The sequence below is a fragment of the Azospirillum soli genome, from assembly GCF_017876165.1.
Lineage (GTDB): Bacteria > Pseudomonadota > Alphaproteobacteria > Azospirillales > Azospirillaceae > Azospirillum > Azospirillum soli.
Genome location: NZ_JAGINQ010000014.1, coordinates 122,036 through 138,879, shown reverse-complemented (window position 1 = coordinate 138,879; position 16,844 = coordinate 122,036). Strand labels below are relative to the sequence as shown.

The 16,844-nt window shown below is 67.8% G+C and carries 15 protein-coding genes; 9 read left to right on the top strand and 6 right to left on the bottom strand.

Features of this window, described 5'->3' with window-relative positions:
• Positions 1-13: 13 nt before the first annotated feature.
• On the top strand, positions 14-1,636 hold the full coding sequence (locus tag J2852_RS20965) for a hypothetical protein (RefSeq protein ID WP_209879186.1): 1,623 nt from the start codon (positions 14-16) through the stop codon (positions 1,634-1,636).
• A 13-nt stretch (positions 1,637-1,649) separates the two neighbouring features.
• The gene (locus tag J2852_RS20960) at positions 1,650-2,240 is read left to right on the top strand and encodes a DUF4376 domain-containing protein (protein WP_209879183.1); all 591 of its coding nucleotides are present in this window, start codon (positions 1,650-1,652) and stop codon (positions 2,238-2,240) included.
• 38 nt (positions 2,241-2,278) lie between these two features.
• On the opposite strand, the gene J2852_RS20955 is transcribed toward J2852_RS20960, so the two are convergent.
• Entirely contained in the window at positions 2,279-2,863 is a 585-nt protein-coding gene (locus tag J2852_RS20955; RefSeq protein WP_209879180.1) for an NAD(P)H-dependent oxidoreductase, read from the bottom strand.
• Positions 2,864-3,030: 167 nt separating this feature from the next.
• Between J2852_RS20955 and J2852_RS20950 the strand changes: the two genes are divergently transcribed.
• A complete protein-coding gene (locus tag J2852_RS20950) occupies positions 3,031-4,491 on the top strand; it encodes an FAD/NAD(P)-binding protein (RefSeq protein WP_209879178.1) in 1,461 nt (486 codons plus the stop codon).
• Positions 4,492-4,594: 103 nt separating this feature from the next.
• Positions 4,595-5,665: a ParA family protein gene (locus J2852_RS20945; protein WP_209879175.1), complete on the top strand. Its 1,071-nt coding sequence runs from the start codon at positions 4,595-4,597 to the stop codon at positions 5,663-5,665.
• 34 nt (positions 5,666-5,699) lie between these two features.
• Here J2852_RS20945 and J2852_RS20940 read toward each other — a convergent pair whose 3' ends face one another.
• A complete protein-coding gene (locus tag J2852_RS20940; protein ID WP_209879172.1) occupies positions 5,700-6,128 on the bottom strand; it encodes an Lrp/AsnC family transcriptional regulator in 429 nt (142 codons plus the stop codon).
• 137 nt (positions 6,129-6,265) lie between these two features.
• Between J2852_RS20940 and rocF the strand changes: the two genes are divergently transcribed.
• Genes rocF through J2852_RS20925 form a run of 3 tightly spaced genes read left to right on the top strand, consistent with a single transcriptional unit; the run spans position 6,266 to position 9,645 of the window.
• On the top strand, positions 6,266-7,237 hold the full coding sequence (rocF, locus tag J2852_RS20935) for an arginase (protein ID WP_209879169.1): 972 nt from the start codon (positions 6,266-6,268) through the stop codon (positions 7,235-7,237).
• Positions 7,238-7,274: 37 nt separating this feature from the next.
• A complete protein-coding gene (gene rocD / locus J2852_RS20930) occupies positions 7,275-8,489 on the top strand; it encodes an ornithine--oxo-acid transaminase (RefSeq protein WP_209879166.1) in 1,215 nt (404 codons plus the stop codon).
• A 40-nt stretch (positions 8,490-8,529) separates the two neighbouring features.
• The gene (locus J2852_RS20925; RefSeq protein WP_209879163.1) at positions 8,530-9,645 is read left to right on the top strand and encodes a succinylglutamate desuccinylase/aspartoacylase family protein; all 1,116 of its coding nucleotides are present in this window, start codon (positions 8,530-8,532) and stop codon (positions 9,643-9,645) included.
• Positions 9,646-10,040: 395 nt separating this feature from the next.
• On the opposite strand, the gene gabT is transcribed toward J2852_RS20925, so the two are convergent.
• Complete coding sequence (gabT, locus tag J2852_RS20920) at positions 10,041-11,327, bottom strand: 4-aminobutyrate--2-oxoglutarate transaminase (protein WP_209879160.1); 1,287 nt, start codon at positions 11,325-11,327, stop codon at positions 10,041-10,043.
• Between the two features lie 38 nt (positions 11,328-11,365).
• Positions 11,366-12,826, bottom strand: a complete 1,461-nt coding sequence (locus tag J2852_RS20915; protein ID WP_209879157.1) for an NAD-dependent succinate-semialdehyde dehydrogenase — start codon at positions 12,824-12,826, stop codon at positions 11,366-11,368.
• A 170-nt stretch (positions 12,827-12,996) separates the two neighbouring features.
• Between J2852_RS20915 and J2852_RS20910 the strand changes: the two genes are divergently transcribed.
• A complete protein-coding gene (locus tag J2852_RS20910) occupies positions 12,997-13,566 on the top strand; it encodes a cupin domain-containing protein (RefSeq protein WP_209879339.1) in 570 nt (189 codons plus the stop codon).
• A gap of 102 nt (positions 13,567-13,668) precedes the next feature.
• Positions 13,669-14,655, top strand: a complete 987-nt coding sequence (locus J2852_RS20905) for a TRAP transporter substrate-binding protein (protein ID WP_209879155.1) — start codon at positions 13,669-13,671, stop codon at positions 14,653-14,655.
• A 49-nt stretch (positions 14,656-14,704) separates the two neighbouring features.
• On the opposite strand, the gene J2852_RS20900 is transcribed toward J2852_RS20905, so the two are convergent.
• Both J2852_RS20900 and J2852_RS20895 read right to left on the bottom strand, forming a co-directional pair.
• The gene (locus tag J2852_RS20900; protein WP_209879152.1) at positions 14,705-15,538 is read right to left on the bottom strand and encodes an ABC transporter permease; all 834 of its coding nucleotides are present in this window, start codon (positions 15,536-15,538) and stop codon (positions 14,705-14,707) included.
• A complete protein-coding gene (locus tag J2852_RS20895; protein WP_209879149.1) occupies positions 15,535-16,797 on the bottom strand; it encodes an ABC transporter permease in 1,263 nt (420 codons plus the stop codon). The genes J2852_RS20900 and J2852_RS20895 overlap by 4 nt, the downstream gene beginning before the upstream one ends.
• Positions 16,798-16,844: the final 47 nt, after the last annotated feature.

Below are 16,844 nucleotides of genomic sequence, written 5' to 3'. Positions count from 1 at the left end.
TGGGAGCGCACCGATGCAACGCATCGACACACCGACGCGTGCCGAAAGCCTGTTCGGCGACGGCAAACACGGCTTTAAGGCGGGCAACCCCGCGACCGGCGAGCAAGCCACCGCGCTTGACGCCGGATGGTTCAACCGGGTGCAGGAAACCCTGGCGCACCCCATCGAGGCAGCCGGACTGACCTTGGAGGCGGGCGATCACGGCCAGCTGACCGAGGCGATTCGCCTGTTGTCGGCATCCGCTCTGGTGCGTCGGCCCATAAACACCGCGCCGGCCAATGGGGCGACAGGCGTGGGCGGAGCGCCGACGCTGACGGGCTCTCCTTATTATTCGCTCTATGGTGTAGCGCAGGCGGCGCGTCGGTTCCAAATTGCCACCGACGACGGTTTCACCGTCTTGGTGCTGGACGTCACCGTGCCCGCCCCGGCGGTGAGCTTCACGGTACCGTTCGGCACCCTTCAAGTCTCGACGCTCTATTACTGGCGGGTGTTCGATCAGGATGCCGATGGGGAATGGTCGGCGGCGTCGCAAGCCGGCACATTCATGACGGCCGCGACTTTCATCACTGTGTCCGCTCCGACGATCACCAGCCCGGCGGTCGGCACGTCGGTGGGCGTGACGCCGACGCTGACCAGCGGCGCCTTTGCGGCAACCGGCGGACCTGAAACCCATGCCGCTTCGCGCTGGCGGATCGCGACGGCGGCCGATCCGGCGTCGGTGATCTACGACAGCGGCCAGAACGCCACGGCGCTGACAAGCTACACCGTGCCCAGCGGCGTGCTCTCCATCGGTGTCACCTACCACGCGCAGGTGCTGCACGTTGGTGCCTTGGGCGGTACCAGCGCCTGGAGTCCCTGGCTTTCCTTCAAGACCATCGCGGCTTTCGGCGAACAGCTCTTCCTGACGTCGGGCACGTTCGTCTTCACGGTGCCGCCCGATGTTTATGAGGTGCACGCCACTGGCGTCGGTGGCGGCGGGGGCGGATCTGACGCGGGTGGCGGCGGCGGCGGCGGTTTGCGTTGGAAAAACAAAATCTCCGTCGTTCCTGGTCAGCAGATCCAGGTCACTGTCGGGACCGGCGGTGCGTTCAAGGCGGCCGGCGGAAGCACGAGCTTTGGAACCCACTTCACGGCCTATGGCGGCCAAGCGGGCAACGGTCTGACCGGTGGTGCGGGCGGCGATGGCCTTGGTGGCAGCGGCGGCAAGGGAGGGCGCGGCGGCAATGGCAAGTTATTCTCGACCACCTATCACGGCGCAGGTGGTGGTGGTGCCGCTGGCTATGACGGTGATGGTGGCCGGGGTGGCGACGTTACAGGCACCGAGTACAGCAACGCCGGCGAGCGCGGCTTTGCAGGAACGGGCGGCGGCGCGTCGGGTGGAGGTTGTGTGGGCTCAGGCGGACCGGGATGGGGCGGCGGTGGTGTCGGCCTGTACGGGAAGGGAGCATCGGGCGCGTCGGGGTTCTTGAATGGGCAGGCAGGCTCTGGTGGCAACCATGCCAGCTACGAGTTGAATGGCCCTGGTGGTGTCTGCGGCGGTGGGGCCGGTGGCTACAACTGGGGTAGTTCCAAGGGCGCTGACGGCGGGTTGCGCGTCAGCTGGGGCGTCGGTTCCGAAATTGTCGTCGGTCAATAAGGAGAGCTGAGCAATGAGCAAATGGGCACGTGTTCAGAACGGCCGCTTGGCGGAGTTCTCGACGAACAACCCGGCGGGCGGACGCTTTCCGGCCGAAGTCCAATGGGTCGAATTGACCAGCGATATGATCGCTTTCGCTGATTACGCCTACGAGCTTCGGTCTGACGGATCGGTGGCCCCTCCATCCATCGCATATCTGTTGGGCCAGCTCTTCGAGCGGGTTGGCGAACTGCGGTGGCGGAAGGAGATCGCTGGCGCGCCGCTGCCGGGCGGCGGCGCCTGCCCAAGCGACGACCGCACCAAGACGCTCGTCAACGGCGCCTACCGGCTGGCCGAAAAGGCTCCGACGCTGGTCCGGCGCTGGAAGACGGGACCGGGCGAATTCCAGGACTTTGACGCGGCGACCATCATGGCCATGGGTGATGCCATCGCCGGCCATGTCCAAGCCTGCATCGACCGTGAGTACGAAATCTGCTCGGCTCTGCGCATGGCTGCGGCAGCTCATCCGACCACGGCGGCGGCCGATGTCGAAGCCGTCCTCTCGGTCTTCCATGCGGAGGTGAAGCGGGGTTTCTTGCCTGTTCCCCAGGCGATGGCTTCCTAATTCTCCTCACGGCGGGGGCGGTGCCAACGGCAGCCGCCTCACGCCCCCAGTGCGCCGAGATCCCGCATCCTCTTCAACCACTTCCGCCGGGTCGCCTCGCTCGCGGTGCCGACCATGCCGAACAGGGTCTCCCGGACGGGCTTGATGCCCACGAAGCGGAGGATGTTGCGCTCCAGACCCTTCAGCCCGTGGGCGAAGTACCACCAGCGATAGACGAAGGCCGGCATTCCCATGGTCACCACCAGCCGGGCGGAGCGGCCGGTCAGCAGCAGCTTCGGCGTTCCCTTTTCCTGGTAGGCGAAGGCGACCCCGGGGCGCATCACCTGCTCCAGAAAGGCCTTCACCAGCGCCGGCATGGTGCCGAGCCAGAGCGGGAAGATGATCACGATGTGGTCGGCCGCCACGATGGCCTCCTGCGCCGGGCGCAGGGTTTCAGGGACGGGCTCATGCTCGAAGGCGGCCTGGGTGCGCAACAGGGGGAAATCGAGCGCCGCGAGGTCGATCCGCGTCACGGCGTGCCCGGCTTCCCGCGCGCCCTCGGCGTAGGCATCGGCGAGCGCCCGGCACAGGCGATTGGGATCGGGGTCGGGGTGCCCCTGAACAACGACGATCCGGCGAGACATAACGGTGCCTCCGGTGTGTTTCCGGTTCTCGATCCAGCCTGCCACGGCGCGCCGCGCGCCGCCATGACGTGCCTCAAGCATCAGCGGCGCAATTTTAATTTGCCGTGCCAGCAATTCGTTTCCGGTGTTATGGTGCCTGGGCGAGCGAGGCGGCACAGGGAACGGCAATGGTGGCTCCCATTCGGTCCAAGGCCATCCAGGCGAAGCAAAGCATCGCCATTGTCGGCGGCGGCTTCACCGGCAGCATCCTGGCGGCGCACCTTCTGCGTTGCGCGGACGGCCCGACGAGCGTCCACCTGATCGAGCGCGCGGCGGCGATCGGCACGGGCGTCGCCTATTCCACGCGGAACAGCGCCCATCTTCTGAACGTCCGCGCCAACAACATGAGTGCCTTTCCCGACGACCCCGGCCATTTCGTGCGCTGGCTGGGCACGCGCGACGGTCAAGACGAAGCCTCGGCGAGCGGTCACGCTTTCGTCTCCCGCGCCTGCTACGGTGCCTATGTCCAGGACGTGCTGGCCGAAGCGCGGGCGTCGGCCCCGCCGCACGTCACCCTGAACGTCGTCCGGGGCGAGGTCGTGGACGTGATGCCCAAGCCTAGCGCGGTGCATCTGCGGCTGGCCGCCGGGGTGTCGTTGCCGGTGGACAAGGTCGCCCTGTGCGTCGGCCACTTCCCGCCGTCGCCGCCGTCGATGGCCGCGCCGGAGGTGCTGAACTCCCATCGCTTCATCGGCGATCCGTGGGACCTGCCGGCCATCGCCGCCATCGATCCCGACGAGACGATCATGATCTTCGGCACCGGCCTGACCATGGTCGATACGGTGCTGACACTGACTGACCAGGGCCATCGCGGTCCCATCGTCGCGGTGTCGCGGCGCGGGCTGTTGCCGCTGGCCCATGAGGAAACCCACCCCTACAAATCCTTCCTGTGCCCGGACGTGATGCCGCGCACGGTGCTGGATGTGCTGATCGCGCTGAAGGCTGATGTCCAGCGCGCGCGGGCGGACGGGATCGGCTGGCGGTCGGTGTTCGACGCGTTGCGTCCCTACCATCACCGCATCTGGCGCTTCCTGCCGCTGGAGGAACGGCGCCGCTTCCTGCGCCACGCCCGTCCTTATTGGGAGGTGCACCGGCACCGCATGGCGCCGGAAGTGGCCACCCGCATCGAAGCGGCGCGGGCGAGCGGCCAGTTGACCGTCCGGGCCGGGCGGCTGCGTTCGCTGACGTTGATGGAGAACGGCATCGAGGCGGTGTTCGCGGAACGCGGCGGCGGGCCGGTGCGCAGCCTGCGCGTCGGCGCCGTCATCAACGCCGCCGGGCCGGAGTGCGACTACCAGCGCATCCGCCACCCGCTGGTGCGGGCTCTGCTGGACCGGGGGCTGGCCCGCCCGGACGCGCTTCGCCTTGGCCTCGACGTGACGGAGGACGGGGCGCTCATCGACGCCGACGGGTTGGTGTCGCGCCGTCTGTTCGCCTTCGGGCCGGCCGGCAAGGCGCCTTTCTGGGAGATGACGGCGGTTCCGGAACTGCGCAGCCAGTGCGCCCAGGCGGCGCGGCGTCTGGCCGGCGGCCCGGCGATGCCCCTCCCGCCGCTCTCCGTCCAATCGGAGGCGAGCCGCCGCGTGTGAGCGGAAGTGCGAAGCGGGGAGACTCGGCGGTTTCCGGTGTTATAGTGCGCCCTCGGCCCGGCGGCCGGGCGATTTTGCCGCACAACGACACAGCGGAACGGACATGCACAGCCACGAAGACGTCTTCGATTCCCCGGAGACGCGGCAGCCGATCATTCTGTCGGTGTACAATCAGAAGGGCGGCGTCGGGAAGACGACCACCTCGGTCAACCTTGCCCTGGCGCTGGCGGCGCTGGGCAAGAGCGTCGTCCTCATCGACTTCGACCCGCAGAGCAGCGCCACCAGCAACTTCCTGCTGAAGGGCAAGGCGAAGGTCGGCATCCACGACCTGCTGAACGAGGAGTCCTTCGTCGAGGACGCCGTCACGCCGACCGCCTTCGACGGGCTGTCGATGATCGTCGGTGCGCGCAAGCTCTACTCGCTGGAACACGCGCTGGACGGCAAGGGCGGGTCGCAACGCGGTCTGCGCCGGGCGCTGCACTTCTCGCGCAACCCGCCGGACTACGTCGTTATCGACTGCCCGCCGGCGCTGGGCCATCTGGCGGCCGGCGCGCTGGCGGCGTCGGACCGGCTGGTGCTTCCGGTCTTTCCGGGGCGTTACGCGCTGGACGGGCTGAAGCGCACCATGTCGGTGGTCGAGCACATCCAGAAGGGCATGAACCCCAACCTGTCGATCGCCGGCATCCTGATGCTGTCGATCACCAACGACGAGGTCGGCCGGGATTCCCTGACCCTGCTGCGCTCCGAATATCCGGACCTGATGTTCCGCACGGCCGTTCCCTACGACGTGGAGGTGGTGAAGGCCACCTACCGCCGCATGCCGGCCTCCATCTTCAGCCCGGAGGGGCGGACGACCACCCGCTTCCTGACGCTCGCCTACGAGGTCGTCAACGGCCGTGGCAAGAGCCCGACCGAGGAGGAGCTGAAGCCGGCCCTGGAGCGCATCCAGTCCTGGCACGACGCCACCGACGCCAGCTACGGCGCCCAGCGCGTGGCGGCCAGCGACGCCGATGATGCAACGGAAAGCGGCACGCGCCGCACGGCGGAACCGGCCAAGGGCCGGGGCGGGATGGCCGTGGTCGCAGCTATTATCGGCCTGATCGTCGGCTTCGCGCTGGGCGCCGCCGTCGGGCAGCCGATCCTGGGCGCGGTGCTGGCGGGCATCGGCGGGTAATTTGAGGAGGGCGGGTGCAAACGACACCCGCCCGCTACAGCACCGCCTTGCGCGCCGACAGCAGAATGCTGGTCTCGGTCGAGGCGATGCCGACGATCTGGCGGATGCGGCGCAGGGTGTCGTCGAACGCCTCCAGCGAGTCCGTTTCAATTTCAGCGACCACGTCCCAGCGCCCGTTGGTGGTGTAGAGCGTCCGCACCTCCGGAAAGCCGTGCAGGCGGGCGATCACCGCGTCGGCGGCGCGGCCTTCCACTTCGATCATGGTGATGGCGCGCACCGTGGCCGGGCGCACGTCCTTGCGCAGCAGCAGCGTGAAGCCGGCGATCACACCGCTTTCGACCAGCCGGTCGATGCGGGCGCGCACCGTGGCACGCGACACCTTCAGTTCGGCGGCGAGGCTGGCGACGGAGCGGCGCGCGTCCGCGCGCAGCATGGCCAGCAGGCGGTGGTCGAGATCGTCCATGCCGTTTTGATAAGTCGGATTGCGCAAACTGTCAAAATGGCTGCCGTTTGTTGGCACTTTTCGGGCTTTCTGTCGCCTTCGCCTCCCTCGATATTTGTCTCAAAGCGCTCAGCGCATGGCAGAGGGGAGAGACGCGCATGACTCGGTTCGTGGAGATCCTGGGCATTCCCATCGAGGCGGGGGCCGGTCATCCGGGGGCCGTGATGGGGCCGGCGGCGTTGCGCACGGCGGGGCTGGTCCGGGCGTTGCGCGATCTGGGGCATGAGGTGCGCGACCTCGGCGATCTCGTGCCGGAGCCGTCCAAGCCGGACCACAAGCCGGAACAATGGAACGCGAGCCCGGCGAACGCCGCGCGGCTGGCCGAGATCGCGGCTTGGTCGCGGGCGCTGGCCGACCGTTCCCATCGCATGATGCGGGATGGCGGCGTGCCGGTGTTCCTGGGCGGCGACCATAGCCTGTCCATGGGCTCGGTCACCGGCGTGGCGCGCCATTGCCGGGACGTGGGCAAGCCGCTGTTCGTGCTGTGGCTGGATGCGCATGCGGATTTCAACACGCCGGCCACCTCGCCGTCGGGGAACATGCACGGCATGCCGGTGGCCCTGCTGTGCGGCGAAGACGGGTTCGACGGGATTTTCCCGGACGATCAGCGGCCTCTGGTCGATCCCGCGCATGTGCATCTGTTCGGCATCCGCTCCGTGGACCCGGACGAGCGGCGTCTGCTGCGGGCGCGCGGTGTCGATGTGGTGGACATGCGCCTGATCGACGAGTTGGGCGTCGCGGTCCAGATGCGCCGCATCATCGAGCGGGTGAAGGCGGCCGGCGGGCATCTGCACGTCAGCCTGGACGTGGATTTCCTGGACCCGTCCATCGCGCCGGCCGTGGGCACGGCGGTGCTGGGCGGGGCGACCTACCGCGAGGCGCACCTGATCATGGAGATGCTGCACGACGCGGACATCGTCGGGTCGGTGGACGTGGTGGAGCTGAATCCCTTCCTCGACGAGCGGGGCAAGAGCGCCCTTCTTCTGGTCGATCTGGTGGCGAGCCTGTTCGGCCGCCGCATCATCGACCCGGCCGTCACCCAATCCCAGATCGGCGGGCAGGCTGTTTGAGCCGAGCCGTCTAAAATTTTAAACTGGAGAAAACGCCATGCAGCAGCTCGCCAACGATCTGATCGGCACCGAATCCCGCCTGGGCGCCCACAATTACAAGCCGCTGGACGTCGTGCTGTCGCGCGGGCTGGGGGTCTATGTCTGGGACGTAGACGGCAACCGTTATCTGGACTGCCTGTCGGCCTATTCGGCGGTCAACCAGGGGCACTGCCACCCGAAGATTCTGGAGGCAATGGTCGAGCAGGCGTCGAAGCTGACGCTGACCTCCCGCGCCTTCCGCAACGACCAGCTGGCGCTGTTCTACGAGGAACTGGCGGCGCTGACCGGCTCCCACAAGATCCTGCCCATGAACAGTGGGGCGGAGGCGGTGGAATCCGCCATCAAGACCGTCCGCAAGTGGGGGTACGAGGTCAAGGGCGTGCCGGAGAACCGGGCGGAGATCATCGTCTGCTCCGACAACTTCCACGGCCGCACCATCGCCATCGTCGGCTTCTCGACCGACCCGGACGCGCGCGGCGGCTTCGGGCCGTTCCCGAGCGGCTTCCGCACGGTGCGCTTCGGCGACGCCGAGGCGGTCGAGGCGGCGATGAACGAGAACACCGTCGCCGTGCTGCTGGAGCCGATCCAGGGCGAGGCCGGCGTCATCATTCCGCCCGCTGGCTATCTGCGCCGGGTACGCGAGCTGTGCAGCGCGCGCAACGTCGTGATGATCCTGGACGAGATTCAGACCGGCCTCGGCCGCACCGGCAAGCTGCTGGCCGAGGAGCATGAGGGTGTCGAGGCCGACGTGACGTTGATCGGCAAGGCCTTGTCCGGCGGCTTCTACCCGGTGTCGGCGGTTCTGTCGAATTCCGAGGTTCTGGGCGTGCTGAAGCCCGGCCAGCATGGCAGCACCTTCGGCGGCAACCCGCTGGCCTGCGCCGTGGCGCGTGCCGCCATGCGCGTGCTGGTCGAAGAGGGCATGATCGAGAACGCCGCCGTCCAGGGTGACTATTTCAAGGAGCAACTGGCGGGCATCCGCAGCAACCTCGTCCGCGAGGTGCGCGGGCGCGGGCTGATGCTGGCCGTGGAACTGCACCCGGAGGCCGGTGGGGCGCGCCGTTATTGCGAGGCGTTGCGCGCGCGTGGAGTGCTGGCGAAGGACACCCACGACCACACCATCCGCATCGCCCCGCCGCTGGTGATCACTCGCGAACAGGTTGACTGGGCGTTGGAGCAGTTCGATGCTGTGTTGACCGGCTTGCCTCAGTGATCGAGGCGCCGACACCAGCCTTCACCATTTCGGACCCGACATGCACACCGAAACCCTCGCCCTGCCCACGGCGACGCCGGGCACCCAGCGGACCTTGACCGTGCAGCGCTTCGGGACGCGGGGCGCGCGGCCCTGCGTCTACCTTCAAGCCTCGCTGCACGCCGACGAGATCCCGGCCATGCTGGTCGCCGACAAGCTGCGCCGCATCCTTGTGGAGTTGGAAGCGCAGGGACGGATCGTGGGCGAGGTGATCCTGGTGCCGGTCGCCAACCCCATCGGGCTGGCGCAGTCGGTGATGGGGGAGCCGGTCGGGCGGTTCGACCTCGCCGACGGCCGGAACTTCAACCGCGATTACGCCTATCTGACCGAGGCCGTGGCCGAGCGGGTCGCCGACCGGCTGGGCGCCGACGAAGCGGCCAACGCCGCCGCCATCCGCGCCGCGCTGGCCGAAGCCCTGGCGGAGCGCAAGCCGCAGACGGCGACGGAGCATCTGAAGCACGCGCTGCTCGGGCTGGCGGTCCAGGCCGACTATGTGCTGGACCTGCATTGCGACAACGAAGCGGTCATGCACCTCTACACCCTGACGCCCTCGGCGGAGGCTTTCGCGCCGCTGCAACGGCTGCTGGGCGCGCAGGCGGTGTTCCTCGCCACGAATTCCGGCGGCGATCCCTTCGACGAGGCGGGCAGCCGGCCGTGGAACGAGCTGCGCGAGCGCTGGCCGGACAAGGCCATCCCCTTCGGCTGCCATTCGGTGACGGTGGAACTGCGCGGACAGGCCGACGTGGAGCATGGCGTGGCGGAAGCGGACGCACAGGCCATCGCCGGCTTCCTCGTCCATGCCGGGGTTGTGACGGGCGAGCCGCCGGCCCTGCCGGACGCGCTCTGCGCGCCGACGCCGCTGGAGTCCGTCGAGCCGCTCACCGCGCCGGTCGGCGGGGTGCTGGTGTTTCACCGGAGGGTGGGCGAGCGGGTGGAGGTCGGCGAGGTGGTTGCCGATGTCGTGAACCCGGTGGATGGGACCGTCGCGCCGATCCGCACGGAATCGGCCGGGTTGCTGTTCGCCCGCATCGCCACGCGCTTCGTGGCGCCGGGCGGGCGGGTCGCCAAGGTCGCGGGGACGGCGCTGCGCCGTACCGGGCCGCTGCTGAGCGCGTGATCGTCTCTTGTGGTTGGGAGGGGGCGGTGAGCCCCCATCCTGGCAATCGCCTGAGGAGACGATCGTTTCGCAACAGGAAAGCCGTCATCCCCGCAAAAGCGGGGATCCGGAAGCGAGCGTCCGCGAGCCTTATGACTCATGTCGCCGCTGTCGCGGCTTTTTCTGGATCCCCGCCTGCGCGGGGATGACGGTGAGGAAACAGAACGCTCCAAGCGGAAATGTTTCACCAGACAGCCGTGCGCCCACGCGGGAATGACGGCTGCCTTATGGGAAACGACGACAGTCTCCGGATGCCATCACCCTGGGACCCGGCGCAGCGCCTTTCCACACAAAAGAAGCCCTCCTCCCTTGCGGGAGGAGGGCTTTTCAGTGAGGGGAACCGGTACAGAAAACGATCAGGCCGCGACCAGCTCTTCGAGCGAGCGCTCGATGATGTCCAGGCCCTCGTCGATCAGCGCGTCCGACGCGGTCAGCGGAACCAGGACGCGGATCACGTTGCCGTAGGTGCCGCAGGACAGCAGGACCAGGCCCTTTTCCGCCGCCTTGGCGACCAGCGCCTTGGTCAGCTCCGGCGCCGGCTCCTTGGTGGCGCGGTCCTTGACCAGCTCCATGGCGATCATGGCGCCGAGGTTGCGCACGTCGCCTATGGCCGACAGCGTGTTGCGCTGGGCCATGGCGCGGAAGCGGCCGGCGATCTTGTCGCCGATGGCCTGCGAGCGCTCGATCAGCTTCTCTTCCTCAATGACGTCCAGGACGGCGATGGCCGCCGTGGTCGCCAGCGGGTTGCCGGCGTAGGTGCCGCCGATGCCGCCGGGGATCGGGGCGTCCATCAGCTCCGCCTTGCCGGTGACGGCCGACAGCGGGAAGCCGCCGGCGAGGCTCTTCGCCATGGTCATCAGGTCGGGCTCGACGCCGGCATGCTCGATGGCGAACATCTTGCCGGTGCGGGCGAAGCCGGTCTGGATCTCATCAACGATGAAGACGATGCCGTGCTGGGTGCACAGCTGGCGGAGTGCCTGGAGGAACTCCGGCGGGGCCGCGTTGAAGCCGCCCTCGCCCTGCACGGGCTCGACGATGATGGCGGCGACGCGGCTCGGGTCCACGTCCGACTTGAACAGCAGATCCAGCGCCTTCAGGCTGTCCTCGACCGAAACGCCGCGATAGGCGTTGGGGAAGGGCGCGTGGTAGACCTCGGCCGGGAAGGGGCCGAAGCCGACCTTGTAGGGCACGACCTTGCCGGTCAGCGCCATCGCCAGCAGCGTGCGGCCGTGGAAGGCGCCGGAGAAGGCGACCACCGCCGGGCGGCCGGTGTGGGCGCGGGCGATCTTGATGGCGTTCTCCACCGCCTCGGCACCCGTCGTGAAGAAGGCGGTCTTCTTCGGCGAGGAGCCGGGGACCAGCGCGTTCAGACGCTCGGCCAGAGCCACGAAGGACTCGTACGGCGTGACCATCGCACAGGTGTGCGTGAAGCGGTCGAGCTGGGCCTTGACGGCCTCAACCACCTTCGGGTGGCGGTGGCCGGTGTTCAGAACGGCGATGCCGCCCGCGAAGTCGATGAAGCGGCGGCCCTCGACGTCCCACATCTCGGCGTTCTCGGCGCGGTCCACATAGACCGGCAGCATGTTGGCGAGGCCGCGCGGAACGGCGGCTTCGCGGCGCGCCTGGAAGGACTGGTTGCTCATGTCTCTAACCCCCAATGCAAATAGTCGTCGATGGGGCGTCAGGCGCCGAGGCCGACGCACAGGTACTTGATTTCGAGGAAGTCATCCATGCCGTACTTGGAGCCTTCGCGGCCGATGCCCGACTGCTTGATGCCGCCGAACGGCGCCACTTCGGTGGACAGGATGCCTTCGTTGATGGCGACCATGCCGTATTCCAGCTGCTCCGCCACGCGCCACACCCGGGCGATGTCCCGGCTGTAGAAGTAGGCGGCGAGGCCGAATTCGGTGTCGTTCGCCATGCGGATGGCCTCGGCCTCCGTCTCGAACTTGAACAGCGGGGCGACCGGGCCGAAGATCTCCTCGCGGGCCACGCGCATCTCGGTCGTGACGCCGGTCAGGATGGTCGGCTCGAAGAAGGTGCCGCCCAGCGCGTGGCGGTTGCCGCCGAGCGCGACCTTGGCGCCCTTGGCGACGGCGTCGCCCATCAGCTCCTCGACCTTGTCGATGGCTTGGGCGTTGATCATCGGGCCCTGGGTGACGCCGGTCTCCATGCCGTTGCCGACGCGGATCTGCTTGACCGCCTCGACCAGCTTGGCGGCGAAGGCGTCGTAAACGCCGGCCTGCACCAGCAGGCGGTTGGCGCACACGCAGGTCTGGCCGCTGTTGCGGTACTTCGACGCCAAAGCGCCCTTGACCGCCTCGTCCAGGTCGGCGTCGTCGAAGACGATGAAGGGCGCGTTGCCGCCCAGCTCCAGCGACACCTTCTTCACCGTGTCGGCCGACTGGCGCATCAGGATTTTGCCGACCTCGGTCGAGCCGGTGAAGGACAGCTTGCGCACGATCGGGTTGCCGGTCAGCTCGCCGCCGATGGCGACGGGGTCGGAGCCGGTGACGATGTTGAGCACGCCGGCCGGCACGCCGGCACGCTCCGCCAGCACGGCGAGCGCCAGAGCCGACAGCGGGGTGTCCTCGGCCGGCTTGACCACCACCGTGCAGCCGGCGGCGAGCGCCGGGGCGACCTTGCGGGTGATCATCGCGTTGGGGAAGTTCCAGGGCGTGATCGCCGCGACGACGCCGATCGGCTCCTTCAGGACGACGATGCGCTTGTTGCCGGCGAAGGTCGGGATGACGTCGCCGTAGACGCGCTTGCCCTCTTCGGCGAACCACTCGATGAAGCTGGCGCCGTAAGCCACCTCGCCGCGCGCTTCGGTCAGGGGCTTGCCCTGCTCCAGCGTCATCAGGACGGCGAGGTCCTCCTGCGCGGCCATGATCAGTTCGAACCAGCGGCGCAGGATGGCCGCACGCTCCTTGGCGGTCTTGGCGCGCCACGCCGGCAGGGCGGCGTCGGCGGCGTTGATGGCCTGCCGCGTCTCCTCGGCGCCGAGATCGGCGACCTTGGCGATCTCCTCGCCCGTGGCCGGGTTGGTCACCGTGAAGGACTTGCCGGAGAACGCGTCGCGCCACGCGCCGTTCACATAGGCCTGGGTTTGCAGAAGGCTCTGGTCGTTCAGCGACAGCATCTTTGTCCGCCTTGGATTGGAACGTGAGTTGAGCGTACCATGTTTAATAAATTAAACAACCCCAATCGGGTGTTGAGTTTTTGATGACGAAAACACGCGATTCCGGTATGGCTTCACATCAGGAAAAGCGGGGTCGGCTCATGGATTTGGATGCCGAGGATATCGACGCCATGGAATTCAATGTGGGCGCGCGTTTGAAGCAGGTGCGCGAAACGCACGGGCTGTCGCAGCGCCAGTTGGCGCAACGCGCGGGCGTCACCAACGGCACCATCTCCCTGATCGAGCAGAACCGGTGCAGCCCGTCGGTGTCGTCGCTGCGCAAGGTGCTGCAGGGCATCCCGATGACGCTGGCCGAGTTCTTCTCGTCCGACGACCTGCCGCCGCGCGAGCAGATCTTCTTCAAGAGCGGCGATCTGGTCGAGTTGACCAGCGTGCTGGTGAAGAACAAGGTCGGCTCCATCTCCTTCCGGCAGGTCGGCGATTTGCGCGGCCGCAACCTTCAGATCCTGCACGAGCGTTACGCGCCGGGCGCTGACACGGGGCGCACCATGCTCCAGCACGAGTCGGAGGAGGGCGGCATCGTCGTGAAGGGCCAGATCGAACTGACGGTCGGCGACCGCAAGGAAATCCTCGGCCCCGGCGACGCCTATCTGTTCGACAGCCGCATCCCCCACCGTTTCCGCAATCTGGGCGATGAGGAGTGCGAGCTGATCAGCGCCTGCACTCCGCCGTATCTGTAAACGGAACATTGCGGCCTTGCCGGCCGGTGCCCGATACGGTTTGCTTTCCTCGACGTGCACACAATCGCGGATCGAACAACCGCGCACAGCCGAGGAAACAGCATGCGCTTCGCACACAGCATAACGGCGTTCGTCCTGCTCGCCGTCACCGCGGCCCTTCCCGCGGCGGCCGATCCGGTCAAGCTCCGCATGGGCAATGAATATCCGGCGACCTCCATCACCGCCGAGGGCGACAGCTTTTTCGCCGACCGGGTGAAGGAGTTGACCGGGGGCGACGTGACCATCGAGACGGCCTTCGACGCCAAGCTCGGCAAGTCGGCCGATCTGTTCGCGGCGGTCGGCAAGGGCGAGGTCGATCTGGCCGACCCGTTCGCGGGCGCGCTGGACAAGGCCGATCCGCTGTTCCTGCTGTCGTCCCTGCCGTTCGTCGCGGTGTCGCCGACGCAGTCGCGCGCTCTGCTGGAGGCTGCCCGCCCGGAGTATGAGCGGGCGCTGGCGGCGCACAACCAGAAGCTTCTCTACGTCACCCCGTGGCCGCCGTCGGGCATCTGGGCCAAGAAGCCGGTGGACAATGTCGACGCCATGAAGGGCCTGCGCATCCGCACCTATGACAAGACCGGGGAGGACGTCTTCGCGCGTCTTGCCGCCGTGCCCGCCAGCATTTCCTTCGGCGACGCCGTGGCGAAGCTGCAAAGCGGCGAGATGGACGCGGCGCTGACCTCCGGCGACGGTGGTGCCGGGCGCAAGCTGTGGGATGTTCTGCCCCACTTCACCGAACTGAACTACGCCGCGCCGCTGAGCTTCGCGACGATCGGTTCGGCGGCTTGGGAGAAGCTGAACGAAGCGCAACGGAAGGCCATCCTCGATGCGGCGGCGGCCACGGAGCAGCGCCAGTGGCAGGTGGTTCAGGACCGTGTCGCCAAAAATTACGAAGCCATGCGCGGACACGGGATGACGATCACAGCGGGCTTGAGCGAGTCCTTCATCGGTGCTCTGCGCGCCGCGGCCAAACCGGCCGTTGCCGCCTGGGTGGAAAAGACCGGCGAGCGCGGCGCCCGCATCCTCGCCGACTACGAAAGCCGGCGCTGACGGACGGGAAGGGGGCCGGTCCGCGCGCCGGCCTCCTCCCGATCCCGGATCAACCGTTCACGTTCCCCTGAAGCTTCTCGTTGCGGCGGCGCAGCCATTCCAGCGTGGCGAGCAGCATCACGGAGATCGTCGTCAGGATCACCGCCACCGCCGTGATGGTCGGGCTGATGTTCTCGCGGATGCCGCTGAACATCTCGCGCGGCAGGGTGCGCTGCTCCGGCCCGGCCATGAACAGGACCACCACCACCTCGTCGAAGCTGGTCGCGAAGGCGAACAGCGCGCCCGACGCCAGACCCGGCAGGATCAGCGGCAGGATCACCCGCCAGAAGGTGTAGAGCGGCGAGGCGCCGAGCGAGGCCGACGCGCGCGCCAGATTCATGTCGAAACCCTGCAACGTGGCGCTGACCGTGATGACCACGAAGGGCGTCGCCAGCGCCGTGTGCGCCAGGATCAGGCCGGCGTAGCTGCCGGTCAGGCCCAGCGGCGCGAAGAAGAAGTAGAGGCCCACGGCGGTGATGACACCCGGGACGACCACGGGCGACAGCACGACGGCGAGGACCACCGTCTTGAACTTGCTCTTCCACTGCGCGAGGCCGAGTGCGGCCAGCGTGCCCAGCACCATCGACAGCGCGGTGGAGGCGACGCCGATGATGATGCTGTTCTTCAAGGACAGCATCCAGCGCGGCGAGTTCAGGAAATCCTCGTACCAGCGAAAGGAGACGCCCGGCAGCGGGTAGGTCAGATAGGCGCCGGAGCTGAAGGACAGCGGCATGATCGCCAGGATCGGCGCCATCAGGAAGACCAGCACCAGCGAGGCGACGACGACCGTCGAAAGCCAAGCGGCGCGCTGGCCGGGGGTGCGGGGGGCGTGGTTCTCGCTCAATTCTTCATCCCTCCCGTGGTCTGCTGGCCGTGCACCAGCTTTCCATAGACGACGGCCAGCACCAGCGTGGCGAGCAGCAGCACCGCACCCAGCGCGGAGGCAAGGCCCCAGTTGACGGTTTCCGTGGTGTAGAAGGCGATGAAGTAGCTGATCATCTGGTCGCCGGCACCGCCGACCAGGGCGGGCGTGATGTAGTAGCCGAGCGCCAGGATGAAGACGAGCAGGCCTCCCGCCCCGATGCCGGGCAGCGTCTGCGGCAGGTAGATGCGCAGGAAGGCGGTGACCGGCGGCGCGCCCAGCGACGCGGCGGCCCGCATGTAGGCCGGGGAAATGGACTTCATCACGCTGTAAAGCGGCAGGATCATGAAGGGCAGCAGCACGTGGGTCATCGCCACATAGACGCCGAAGCGGTTGTAGATCAGGCGCAGCGGCTCGTCGATGACGCCCAGCCAGCGCAGGCTGTCGTTCACGATGCCCTCGCTCTGCAGGATCACGATCCAGGCGCAGGTGCGCACCAGAAGCGAGGTCCAGAAGGGCAGCAGCACGAAGATCAGCAGCAGGTTCGACCGTCCCGCCGGCAGGTTGGCCAGCAGATAGGCGACCGGGAAGCCCAGCAGCAGGCACAGCGCCGTGACGCCGAAGCTGATGGTGAAGGTGCGGGCGAACACGTCGCGGTAGATGGACTGATCCTCGGGCGCCGCGACGACCTGGCCGTCCACGTTGCGCGTTAGGTCCAGCGAGGCCAGCAGGTAGAAGCTGGTGACCGGGCCGCTCGCCCCCTTGATCGCCGCCCAGCTGGAACGCTCGCCCCAGGCCGGGTTGATCTTGATGAGGGTATCCTTGGCGGTGCCGGGCTCCGGCGCGGTCTTCAGGTTGCGCGCGGTGCTGGTCAGGATGGTGCGGAAGCCGTTGACCGAATAGTTCAGCCGCTTGGCGGCGATGGCGACGGTGCCGGCGGCGCGCGCCGACTGGATATCGGCGGCCAGGGCCGCATACGCCTTCTCGTCCGGCAGATCCTTGCCGTCCCAGTTGGCGAGCGCCGAGACGGTGTGGGGCAGGACCTGCGGCACCTCCCAGTCGTCCACCGAGCGCCAGAGCATGCCGGCGATGGGACCGAGGAAGGTGAAGAGCAGGAAGACCAGGAGCGGCAGGACCAGCGCCAGCGCCTTGAACTGGCGGGCGCGTTCCGCACGCTTCAGGCGGCGCTTGAGCGACACTTCGGGCGGCCCTTCGGCGCCGGCGACGAACGCGGCTGTCATGGGTGGCCTATATTTTAGAAAAACGTTACCACGTCTTTGGAAAGACG

Excerpts from the sequence above, each read along its gene's own strand:
- J2852_RS20960 (WP_209879183.1), top strand. The coding sequence starts at position 1,650 with ATGAGCAAATGGGCACGTGTTCAGAACGGCCGCTTGGCGGAGTTCTCG.
- J2852_RS20910 (WP_209879339.1), top strand. The coding sequence starts at position 12,997 with ATGGAATTCAATGTGGGCGCGCGTTTGAAGCAGGTGCGCGAAACGCAC.
- J2852_RS20950 (WP_209879178.1), top strand. The coding sequence starts at position 3,031 with ATGGTGGCTCCCATTCGGTCCAAGGCCATCCAGGCGAAGCAAAGCATC.
- J2852_RS20965 (WP_209879186.1), top strand. The coding sequence starts at position 14 with ATGCAACGCATCGACACACCGACGCGTGCCGAAAGCCTGTTCGGCGAC.
- J2852_RS20925 (WP_209879163.1), top strand. The coding sequence starts at position 8,530 with ATGCACACCGAAACCCTCGCCCTGCCCACGGCGACGCCGGGCACCCAG.
- J2852_RS20955 (WP_209879180.1), bottom strand. The coding sequence starts at position 2,863 with ATGTCTCGCCGGATCGTCGTTGTTCAGGGGCACCCCGACCCCGATCCC.
- rocF (WP_209879169.1), top strand. The coding sequence starts at position 6,266 with ATGACTCGGTTCGTGGAGATCCTGGGCATTCCCATCGAGGCGGGGGCC.
- J2852_RS20915 (WP_209879157.1), bottom strand. The coding sequence starts at position 12,826 with ATGCTGTCGCTGAACGACCAGAGCCTTCTGCAAACCCAGGCCTATGTG.
- J2852_RS20945 (WP_209879175.1), top strand. The coding sequence starts at position 4,595 with ATGCACAGCCACGAAGACGTCTTCGATTCCCCGGAGACGCGGCAGCCG.
- J2852_RS20940 (WP_209879172.1), bottom strand. The coding sequence starts at position 6,128 with ATGGACGATCTCGACCACCGCCTGCTGGCCATGCTGCGCGCGGACGCG.
- gabT (WP_209879160.1), bottom strand. The coding sequence starts at position 11,327 with ATGAGCAACCAGTCCTTCCAGGCGCGCCGCGAAGCCGCCGTTCCGCGC.
- J2852_RS20895 (WP_209879149.1), bottom strand. The coding sequence starts at position 16,797 with ATGACAGCCGCGTTCGTCGCCGGCGCCGAAGGGCCGCCCGAAGTGTCG.
- rocD (WP_209879166.1), top strand. The coding sequence starts at position 7,275 with ATGCAGCAGCTCGCCAACGATCTGATCGGCACCGAATCCCGCCTGGGC.
- J2852_RS20905 (WP_209879155.1), top strand. The coding sequence starts at position 13,669 with ATGCGCTTCGCACACAGCATAACGGCGTTCGTCCTGCTCGCCGTCACC.